The organism is Teichococcus aerofrigidensis (assembly GCF_054073225.1).
Map to the genome: position 1 here is coordinate 1 of NZ_JBSXMU010000112.1, position 9,936 is coordinate 9,936.

At 72.9% G+C, this 9,936-nt stretch carries 8 protein-coding genes; 5 read left to right on the forward strand and 3 right to left on the reverse strand.

The genetic code is table 11. From position 1 onward, the window contains the following. The 5 genes from ACVMLK_RS17240 to ACVMLK_RS17260 all read left to right on the forward strand — a co-directional run. The coding region (locus ACVMLK_RS17240) for a murein hydrolase activator EnvC family protein (RefSeq protein WP_457487103.1) at window positions 1-489 on the forward strand (489 nt) is incomplete at its 5' end. A 246-nt stretch (window positions 490-735) separates the two neighbouring features. Then, the gene (locus ACVMLK_RS17245; RefSeq protein ID WP_457487104.1) at window positions 736-2,133 is read left to right on the forward strand and encodes a S41 family peptidase; all 1,398 of its coding nucleotides are present in this window, start codon (window positions 736-738) and stop codon (window positions 2,131-2,133) included. Window positions 2,134-2,382: 249 nt separating this feature from the next. Beyond that, entirely contained in the window at window positions 2,383-3,396 is a 1,014-nt protein-coding gene (locus ACVMLK_RS17250) for a divergent polysaccharide deacetylase family protein (protein WP_457487105.1), read from the forward strand. 3 nt (window positions 3,397-3,399) lie between these two features. Continuing rightward, window positions 3,400-3,891, forward strand: coding sequence for an RNA pyrophosphohydrolase (locus tag ACVMLK_RS17255; RefSeq protein WP_198366536.1), 492 nt, complete (start codon window positions 3,400-3,402; stop codon window positions 3,889-3,891). Between the two features lie 84 nt (window positions 3,892-3,975). Then, complete coding sequence (locus tag ACVMLK_RS17260) at window positions 3,976-5,652, forward strand: methyl-accepting chemotaxis protein (RefSeq protein ID WP_457487106.1); 1,677 nt, start codon at window positions 3,976-3,978, stop codon at window positions 5,650-5,652. A 35-nt stretch (window positions 5,653-5,687) separates the two neighbouring features. Here the strand turns inward: ACVMLK_RS17260 and ACVMLK_RS17265 are convergent, their stop codons facing one another. The 3 genes from ACVMLK_RS17265 to thrC form a co-directional block, all read right to left on the reverse strand. Further along, window positions 5,688-7,013 (reverse strand): TldD/PmbA family protein, encoded by a 1,326-nt coding sequence (locus ACVMLK_RS17265; protein WP_457487107.1) that lies wholly within the window; start codon window positions 7,011-7,013, stop codon window positions 5,688-5,690. After that, a complete protein-coding gene (locus ACVMLK_RS17270; RefSeq protein WP_198366533.1) occupies window positions 7,010-8,275 on the reverse strand; it encodes a M16 family metallopeptidase in 1,266 nt (421 codons plus the stop codon). Before ACVMLK_RS17270 ends, ACVMLK_RS17265 begins: the two co-directional genes overlap by 4 nt. Before the next feature lie 168 nt (window positions 8,276-8,443). Further along, window positions 8,444-9,850, reverse strand: coding sequence for a threonine synthase (gene thrC, locus ACVMLK_RS17275; protein WP_198366532.1), 1,407 nt, complete (start codon window positions 9,848-9,850; stop codon window positions 8,444-8,446). Window positions 9,851-9,936 lie beyond the last annotated feature (86 nt).

Sequence of the window (9,936 nt, forward strand, 5' to 3'; positions counted from 1 at the left end):
GCCCTGGAGCGCGAGCGCGAGGTGCTTCGGGAGCGCGAGCAGGCGCGGCGGGAGCAGGCCGCCCGCACCCCGCCGCCCTCCGCCCCCCGCCCCAGCGCCCCCCGACCTAGCGCCGGCCGCGCGCAGCCGGTGGCGGGACGCATCACGCGGGACTTCGGCGAAGGCGGCGCGGGCGGCCCTTCGCGTGGCCTGACCTATGCCGCGCCGGCTGGCGCGCGGGTGGTGAGCCCCTGCGGCGGCAGTATCGCCTTCGCCGGTCCGTTCCGCAGCTATGGCCAGCTGTTGATTGTCGATTGCGGCGGCGGCTACCATTTCGTGCTCGCCGGGATGGACCGGCTGGATGCCAGGCTCGGCGCCCGCGTGGTGGCGGGCGAGGCGGTGGGGCAGCTTGGCGCGGCGGAGGATTCGGGCCGGGCCAATCTGTATGTCGAGCTGCGCCGGAAGGGTCAGCCGGTCGATCCGAAGAGTTGGTACCGCGGGCGAGGGTGACCATGTCCATCTGACTGTTCAGAAAGGTTTCAGTTTGCCCCCGGCAGGTGGAATCGCGGTACTGTCCGCCCGGGTCCGGCAGGCTTCGCCCATGGCGGAGGCGGCGCGGCGGGACGGATGGAATGGGATGGCGCCGGGCCCGGAAGATCCTGGGAAGGATCTCCGGCCGGTGTCACCGGGTTGGCGCCACGGGTAACGGCCGCTATGGCCAGGCTGTAGGGCCGCGACGAAAGGATCGTTGACCGCATGAAGCGTCACCGCATGAAGTCGGGATTGCGCACGGTGGGTATGGTGGCGGCGGCCTTCGCCGCCGGTGCCGTGCTGGGGCCGGTGGTGGCGCCGCCGATCGTCTCCGCCATCGCGCAGGAGGCCGGCCGCAATGCCGAGACCTACCGGCTGCTCAACCTGTTCGGCGATGTCTTCGAGCGCGTCCGCGCCGAGTATGTCGAGCCGGTGAACGACCGCGATGTCATCGAATCCGCCATCAACGGAATGCTGCAGGGCCTCGACCCGCACAGCAGCTACATGAACGCCCGCTCCTTCCGCGACATGCAGGTGCAGACGCGGGGCGAGTTCGGCGGCCTCGGCATCGAGGTCAGCCAGGAGGGCGGCTACGTCAAGGTGATCAGCCCGATCGACGACACGCCGGCGGCCAAGGCCGGGGTCAAGCCGGGCGATCTGATCACGCATCTGAACGGCAATTCCGTGCAGGGTCTCAGCCTGCAGGAAGCGGTCGACCAGATGCGGGGCGAGCGCGGCAGCACCATCAAGATCACCATCCGCCGCCCCGGCACCGACGCGCCGCTCGAGCTGGCCATCACCCGCGACGTCATCCGCCCGCAGGTCGCCCGTTTCCGGATCGAGGGCGAGGATGTGGCCTATGTCCGCCTCTCCTCCTTCAACGAGCAGACGGACACGGCGCTGCGGCGCGCCCTCAGCACCATGAAGCAGCAGGCCGGCAACAACCTGAAGGGCGTCATCCTGGATCTGCGCAACAATCCGGGCGGCCTGCTGGATCAGGCGGTGCAGGTGGCGGACGACTTCCTGGACCGCGGCGAGATCGTCTCCACCCGCGCCCGCCGCCCGGAGGACGGCCAGCGCTGGAACGCCAAGCCGGGCGACATCGCCGAGGGCTTCAGGATCGTGGTGCTGGTCAATGGCGGCTCGGCCTCGGCCAGCGAGATCGTCGCCGGCGCCCTGCAGGACCACCGCCGTGCGATCGTGCTGGGCACCAAGTCCTTCGGCAAGGGCAGCGTCCAGACCGTCATGCCGATCCCCGGCAATGGCGCCATCCGCCTGACCACGGCGCGCTACTACACGCCCTCCGGCCGCTCGATCCAGGCGCTCGGCATCACCCCCGACATCGAGGTGCTGGCGACGCGGGAGGAGGGCAATGCGCCGCTGCGGGACCGCGAGGCGGATCTGCGCAAGGCGCTGCGCAACGACAATGACACCCACCCCACCGCCCCGCTGCCGCCGATGAACCTGCCCGGCGGCGTGGCCGAGAAGGTGCAGAAGATGCCGCCCGAGGGCGCGCCGTCCTTCGACCCGACCAAGCCGGAAACCGACTTCCAGTTGCAGCAGGCGGTGGGCCTGCTGCGCGCCTGGGCCGCGGCGGACCCGCAGCGGCGCGCGGCGCGCTGAGGCCACGGGGCGTCGGCGGGGGGCGCCATGTCCGGTCATGCCCGCCGGCCCGCCTTCCGGACAGGGATAGGCTGGCGGGCCCTGGGCGTGTTCTGGGCGCTGGTGGCGACGGCGGCGGCGGCAACGGCGCTGACGCTCCATCTCCTGGGCCCAGCCGAGCCGGCCCCGCCGCGCCAGGACAGGCGGGAGCCGGTCGCGCCAGCGCAAGGCGCCCCCGCGCCGGCGGTGCCGGAACCTATGCCGGCCCCGTTGCCGTCACCCCCCGAAGCCGCCGAGGCGCCCTCGCCGCCGCATCCCCTGCCCCATCCCCCGCCCCATCCCCCGCCCTTCGGCGAGACCGTCAGCGAACCTGCCGTCGGACCGCCGGCGCCGCCCGGCCTGCCGGAAGCCCCCTCGCCACCGCCCCTGCCGCCGCGTGACGGCAGGGGCGGCGCGGCGGCCCCGATCCCCCCGCCCCTGGAGGACCTGCTCGAGACCGGCCCGGCCGGCGCGATCCCGCGCCGCGCCGGCGATGGGCGGGAGGCCAGGGAGGTCTATGCCCGCCCCTTCCTCGCCGGAGAAACCCGGCCGCGCATCGCGCTCGTCATCGGCATGGGATTCGTGGCCGAGCGGGCCGAGGCGGCGCTGCACCGCCTGCCGGCCGAGGTCACGCCCGCCTTCAGCCCGCGCCTGCCCCGCGCGCGGGCGTTGCAATCCCTGGCCCGCCAGCGCGGCATGGAGATGCTGCTGGCCCTGCCGCTCGATTCCCTCGGCATGCCCCCGGCCCCGGACCTGCTGCGCGCCAGCCTGTCGCCGGCCGAGAACCGCGAGCGGCTGCTGCGCGCGCTCGGCGCCATCGGCGGCTATGCCGGCGCCATCGGCGCCACCGGCGGCTGGCGCGGCGAGCGCTTCGCCGCTGAGGCGGCGCCGCTGGAGGCCCTCCAGTACAGCCTGGCCGAGCGTGGCCTCTACTATGTCGAGGCCCGGCCCGGCGCGCCGGAGCCGGCCGCCGCCTGGGGCGCCAGCGTGGATCTGGTGCTGGACGAGCCCCTGACCCGGGGCGAGGTGGATCGCCGGCTGGCCCTTCTGGAAGCCCTGGCCCGCCGCCGGGGCCATGCCCTGGGCCTGGCGGCGGAGCCCGCGCCGCTGCTGGTCGATGCCATCGCCGGCTGGGCGGCGGGGCTTGCGGCGCGCGACTTGGTGCTGGCGCCGGTCAGCGCCCTGACCTATCCCCCAGGATCCTATCCTCCTGGCAGCACCCCCGCTTCGCGAGGCACCGACTAGCCGATGTCCGACCTTCCCTACCGCCGCAATGTCGGCGCCGTGCTGTTCAACCGCGACGGCCGCGTGCTGATCGCCCGCCGCGCCGACGTGGCGGCCGAGGCCTGGCAGTTGCCGCAGGGCGGGCTGGACGAGGGCGAGGATCCCCGCGCGGCGGTGCTGCGGGAACTGGCCGAGGAGATCGGCACCGGGAAGGCCGAGATCATCGGCGAGGTCGCGGACTGGCTGCGCTACGACCTGCCGCCGGAGCTGATCGGCAAGGCGCTGCGGGGCCGCTTCCGGGGGCAGGAGCAGAAATGGTTCGCCCTGCGCTTCCTGGGCGAGGAGTCCGAGATCCGCCTGGACCTCGACCCGCATCCCGAGTTCAACGCCTGGCGCTGGGCGCGGCTGGAGGACCTGCCGGGGATCGTCGTCGCGTTTCGCCGGCCGGTCTATGAGCGGCTGGTCCGGGAATTCCGCCACCTCGCCCAAAGCGGCGGGGAAGGCGCCGGGAAATAAGGCTCCCCGTGCCCCGGGCCCGGCACGGATTGTTAACCGCCAGCCCCTCTAATGCCGCCTCACGCACATCGTGAGTCACGGATAATGGTTTCTTTCCTGCAAGGGCTCAGCATCCGCAGCAAGGTGATCCTTGCCTTGGGGGCCATGCTGATCTGCGGCATCTGCAACAGCGGCTACAGCCTGCTGGAGCTGCGCCAGGTGAATGCCGGGCTGGTCGATATCCAGACCAACTGGATGCCCGCCGTCAAACGGCTGAGCCAGTTGCAATACGCCATCTCCCGCGAGCGGACCCGCACCGCCCGGCAGATCGCCAGCGAGGATCCGGCCGAGCGCCGCCAGATCGGCACCGAGGTCCGTGCCATGAGCGAGCAGGTCCATCAGATGATGGAGGACCTGCGGCCCCACCTGACCGAGGCCGAGGAGCGGCGCCTCTTCGAGATCTTCCGGCAGACCTACCGGCGCTATCAGACCGAGGTCGGCCTCATCCTCGACATGGAGGCGGAGCAGGGCCGGCAGGCCTTCAATACCTCGGCGCGCTCGGTCAACGAGGTCTTCAACAGCCTCGAGCCGCTGATCGCCTTCAATGAGCGTGGCGCCGCCACGGCGGCGCAGGAGGCGGACCGGATCTTCACACGGGCGATCTGGGGCACCCTGATCGGCGCGCTGCTGGCGCTGGCCATCGGGATCGTCAGCCTGGGCTGGCTGGACCGTGACCTGGCGCGCAACGTCCTGTGCCTCTCCAAATCCCTGCGCCGCCTGGCGCGGCGCGACTATGGCTTCGAGCTGCCCGCCCTGCGGCGGCGCGACGAGATCGGCGACATGGCCCGGGCGCTCGACGAATGCCGCGCCGGGCTGCGCGAGGCCGATGCGCTCTCCGCCACGCAGGAGGCCGAACGCGCCGCCAAGGAGCGCCGCGCCGCCGCCCTGGGCGAGATGGTGGCCCGCTTCGAGGGCAAGGTGGGGGACATGGTGGGCATGCTCTCCTCCGCCTCGACCGAGCTGGAGGCCACCGCCCGCGCCATGACCGGCAATGCCGGTAATACCGGGCGCCAGGCGGGCACGGTGCTGGAGGCCGCGCGCCAGGCCAGCCACGGCGTCCAGACCGTGGCCACCGCCGCCGAGGAGCTGACCGCCTCGATCGGCGAGATCAGCCGGCAGGTCAGCCAGGCGACCGGCGTCACCGCCCGCGCGGTGCAGGACGCGCAGCGCACCGACGCCACGGTGCGGGCCCTGGCCGAGGGTGCGGCGCGGATCGGCGAGGTGGTGGGGCTGATCAGCACCATCGCCGGGCAGACCAACCTGCTGGCGCTGAACGCGACGATCGAGGCGGCGCGGGCCGGCGAGGCCGGCAAGGGCTTCGCGGTGGTGGCGAGCGAGGTGAAGTCGCTGGCCGCGCAGACCGCGAAGGCGACCGAGGAGATCGGCAGCCAGATCGCGCAGATCCAGGCGGCGACGCAGCAGGCGGTGAACGATATCCAGGCCATCACTGGCACCATCGACGCCGTGAGCAGCATCACCGTGGCCATCGCCTCGGCGGTCGAGCAGCAGGGCGCCGCGACGGCGGAGATCGCCCGCACCGTGACGGAGACGGCGCATGCCACCAATGCCGTCTCGGAGACCATCGCCGCCGTCAGCCATGGCGCCGAGAGCACGGGCGCCGCGGCCAGCCAGGTCCTGGCGGCCTCCGGCGAACTGTCGCGTCAGTCGGAGCGGCTGAGCGGCGAGGTGCGCGGCTTCATCTCCGAGGTTCGCGCGGCCTGACCGACGCGGGGCCGGGACGCCCTCCCGGCCCGGCCTCAGCTGCCCGCGACGGTCAGCCCCTCGACGCGCAGGGTCGGCGCGTCGGTTCCCCGGCGGAAGCGGAGGTCGCCGGCCGCCGCCATGTTGAGGAACATCTCCCTGAGATTGCCGGCGATGGTGATGCCGCTGACCGCCTCGGCCAGCTCTCCATCGCGGATCATGAAGCCGGAGGCGCCCCGGCTGTAGTCGCCGGTGACGCCGTTCACGCCGGAGCCGATCATCTCGGTGACGTAGAGGCCCTCCCCGATATCGGCCATCAGGGCCTCCGGCGTGCCGCTGCCGCCGTCCAGCCAAAGGTTCGTGGTGGAAGGCGCGGGGGGGCCGGAAATGCCGCGGCTGGCATGGCCGGTGGAGGCGAGGCCCAGTTGCCGGGCGCTGCGCCAGTCCAGCACCCAGCTCGCCAGGATCCCGTCCTCGACCAGCGCCAGGGCGGCGCCCGGCATCCCTTCCCCGTCGAAGGGACGGGAGCGCAGGCCGCGCCGGCGCAGCGGGTCGTCGCGCAGGCTGAGGCCGGCGGCCAGCACCCGCTGCCCCATGCTGTCGCGCAGGAAGGACGTGCCCCGCGCCACCGCCGCGCCGTTCAGTGCCCCGGCGAGATGGGCGGCCAGCGAGCCGGCCACGCGGGGATCATAGACCACCGTGCGCCGGGCCGTGCGCGGCCGGGCCGGGCGGAGCCGCCGCACCGCGCGCTCGCCGGCCGCGCGGCCCAGGCTGGCGGGGTCCTCAAGATCGGACAGGTGGACCGCGCTGCTGTAGTCGTAATCGCGCTCCATGCCCGTGCCGCTGCCGGCCAGCGCCGTCACCGAGAGGGAATGGCCGCTGCGGGCATACTCGCCGGCGAAGCCGTCCGATGTCACGAGGGCGATGACGGTGCGGGAGAAACCGGCCTCGGCGCCCTCGCTGTTGCTCACGCCCGGGACGGCCAGCGCCGCCTCTTCCGCCGCGGCGGCACGCGCCAGTAGGGCGTCGGCATCAGGCTCGGCGGGATCGTCCAGCTCGAGGTCGAGCGGGCGGAAGGGGTGGTATGCGCCAAGCCCGGCGAAGCGGTCCTCCGGCACGGCCCGCGCCATGGCGACGGCCCGCTCGGCCAGGGCCTGGAAGCCACGCGGGTCGGGGTCGGTGGTGGAGACGATGGCCTGCCGCCCGCCGACCAGGACCCGGAGGCCCAGATCCAGCCCCTCGGAGCGTTCCAGGTGCTCGATCCGGCCGAGCCGCCGCTGCACCGAGAGGGCGGTGCCGCTGGCCAGCAGCGCGTCGGCGGCGCCGGCTCCGGCGGAGCGGGCGGCACGGACCAGATCCTGCAGCCGCTCCAGCCGGTTCATGCGGCCAGCTTCTCGGCGATGGCGGGCAGGCCGGGCACCTTGCCGGCGGGGCCGAGGGCGGCCAGCGTCGGCCGCGAGCGGAAGATCATCGCCGCCGCCTGCTGCACCTGCTCGACCGTGACCGCGGCGATCTTCGCCTTGGTCTCCTCGGCCGGGATGACGCGGCCATGCACCTGGATCTGCCGCGCCAGCTGCTCGCACCGGCTGCCGGTGGATTCCAGCGACATCAGCACCGAGGCGCGCAGCTGCGCCTTGGCCCGCGCCAGCTCCTCCTCCGTCACGTCGTGCTGGACGCGACGCAGTTCCTCCAGCGCCACCGGCACCAGCTCCGCCGCCTGCTCCTCGCCGGTGCCGGCGTAGAGGGCGAAGAGGCCGCCATCGCGGAACGGCTGGGCGAAGGAATAGATCGAGTAGACCAGTCCCCGCCGCTCGCGGATCTCCTGGAACAGGCGCGAGGACATGCCGCCGCCGAGCAGGGTGGAGAGCAGCATGGTCGGGTAGTGCATCGCCGTCGCCACGGCCGGCCCCTCGAAGCCGAGCACGACATGCACCTGGTCGAGCTCCCGCTCCTCGCGGAATTCGCCGCCGCCATAGCGCGCGACCTCGGAGGCGGTGGGCGTGACGACCGGCAGGTCGGCGAAGTGGCGCTCCACGAGGGAGACCAGGGCCTCGTGCTCCAGCGCTCCGGCGGCGGCGACCACCATGCGGCTCGGGCCGTAGTGGCGGCGCATATAGCCGGTCAGCACCTCGCGCGGCATGGCGCCGATCACCGCCTCGGTGCCCAGCGTCGGCCGGCCCATCGGCTGGTCGGGGAAGGCCGTGGCCTGGAAGTGGTCGAAGACGATGTCGTCCGGCGTGTCGTTGGCCTGGCCGATCTCCTGCAGGATGACGCCGCGCTCGCGCTCCAGCTCCTCCGGCACGAAGGTGGAATGGGTCAGGATGTCGCCGAGGATATCCGCCGCCAGCGGCAGGTCCTCCTTCAGCACCTTGGCGTAGTAGGCCGTCTGCTCGCGCGCCGTATAGGCGTTGAGATGGCCGCCGACATTCTCGATCTCGCGGGCGATGGAGGCGGCGTCGCGCCGGGCCGTGCCCTTGAAGGCCATGTGCTCCAGGAAGTGGGAGGCGCCGTTCTCGGCCGCCGTCTCGTCCCGCGTGCCGGCGTGGACATAGGCGCCGATCGAGACGGTCTCGACCCGCGGCATGGTCTCGGAGACGATGGTCAGCCCGTTGGGCAGGCGCGTCAGCCGCACCGGTTCAGACATAAGGAGGGTTCCTGTGATCGGCCCGCCGGGGGCGCCCGCCGGCGCGGCGGCCGAGGGGGCGTTCGATCGGATGGCAGGCGAAGAGGCGGTCATTACGCGCAATGTAATGCCGGCACCGCCGCGATGCGACCCTCATCATGACGCGCTGCGGGAGAAGGCGCCCGCCCCTCAGTCCGCGCGGTTGCGCCGCCCGTGCTGCCGCACCGCCTCCTCCACCGCCGCCAGGGCGTTGGGCAGGGTGGAAAGGCGCTCTTCCCGCTCGTAGAGATCGGCCATCCGCGCCGGCAGCGGCGGGCGGATGCCGGTGGCGCGCTCCACCGCGTCCGGGAACTTGGCCGGATGCGCCGTTGCGGCGACGATCACCGGGATGCCCTCGGGCGGCAGGTGCGCCCGCGCGGCGGCGGTGCCGATCGCCGTGTGCGGATCGGCCAGATAGCCGCTCTCGGCATGCAGGCGGCGGATCTCGCCCAGCGTGCCTTCATCGTCCAGCGCGAAGCCATGGAACAGGCCGGCCGCCTTGCGCCAGGCGGCGTCGGGCACTGGCATGCGGCCCTCGGCGCGGAAGCGGCGCATGATCCCGGCCGTGGCCGCCGCGTCGCGGCCCAGCAGCTCGAAGAGCAGCCGCTCGAAATTGGACGAGACCTGGATGTCCATGCTGGGCGAGAGGCTCGGCGCCACGCCCTGGATCGACATGTCGTTCGCCGCCAGGAAGCGGGCCAGGATGTCGTTGCGGTTGGCGCCGATGATCAGACGCTCGATCGGCAGGCCCATGCGGCGGGCCACCCAGGCGGCCAGCACATTGCCGAAATTGCCGGTGGGCACCGAGACCGCGACCGGGCGGTCCGGGGCGCCGAGCGCCAGGGCGGCATAGGCGTAATAGGGCACCTGCGCCGCGATGCGCGCCCAGTTGATGGAGTTCACCGCCGAGAGCCGCATCTCCTGGCGGAAGGGCGCGTCGTTGAACATCGCCTTCACCAGGTCCTGGCAGTCGTCGAAGCTGCCCTGGATGGCGATGTTGCGGATATTGGGCGAGAGCACGGTGGTCATCTGCCGCCGCTGCACCTCGGAGGTGCGGCCCTCGGGATGGAGGATGACCACGTCGATCGCGCGGCGGTCGCGGCAGGCCTCGATGGCGGCCGAACCGGTATCGCCCGAGGTGGCGCCGATGATGGTCACGCGCTCGCCACGCTTCTCCAGCGCATGGTCGAAGAGCCGCCCCAGCAGCTGCATCGCCATGTCCTTGAAGGCGAGCGTCGGGCCATGGAACAGCTCGAGCGCGAAGAGGCGCGGCTCGATCTGCACCAGCGGGGCCGTGGCGGCGTGGCCGAAGCCGGAATAGGCGGCGCGGGTCAGGCGCAGCAGGGTCTCATGGTCCAGCGCGCCTTCGGCGAAGGGCGCCATGAGGTGCGCCGCCACCTCGGCATAGGGCCGGCCGCGCAGGCCGCGCCACTCGGCGGCGGAGAGCAGCGGCCAGGACTCCGGCATGAACAGCCCGCCATCCTCGGCGAGGCCGGCCAGCAGGACGCCTTCGAAATCGCGGGCTGGGGCCTCGCCCCGGGTGGAGATGTAGCGCATGACGGGGGAGATATTCCATCGCGGGCGGGCACGCCAGCCGGGAGGCCCCCGCTAGGGGAGGCCGCCGGGCGGGGGCGCCCCCGCCC

Bases quoted from the DNA above. Each gene is read 5' to 3' on its own strand.
- ACVMLK_RS17255 (WP_198366536.1), top strand. From the start codon at position 3,400: ATGTCCGACCTTCCCTACCGCCGCAATGTCGGCGCCGTGCTGTTCAAC.
- thrC (WP_198366532.1), bottom strand. From the start codon at position 9,850: ATGCGCTACATCTCCACCCGGGGCGAGGCCCCAGCCCGCGATTTCGAA.
- ACVMLK_RS17270 (WP_198366533.1), bottom strand. From the start codon at position 8,275: ATGTCTGAACCGGTGCGGCTGACGCGCCTGCCCAACGGGCTGACCATC.
- ACVMLK_RS17245 (WP_457487104.1), top strand. From the start codon at position 736: ATGAAGCGTCACCGCATGAAGTCGGGATTGCGCACGGTGGGTATGGTG.
- ACVMLK_RS17265 (WP_457487107.1), bottom strand. From the start codon at position 7,013: ATGAACCGGCTGGAGCGGCTGCAGGATCTGGTCCGTGCCGCCCGCTCC.
- ACVMLK_RS17260 (WP_457487106.1), top strand. From the start codon at position 3,976: ATGGTTTCTTTCCTGCAAGGGCTCAGCATCCGCAGCAAGGTGATCCTT.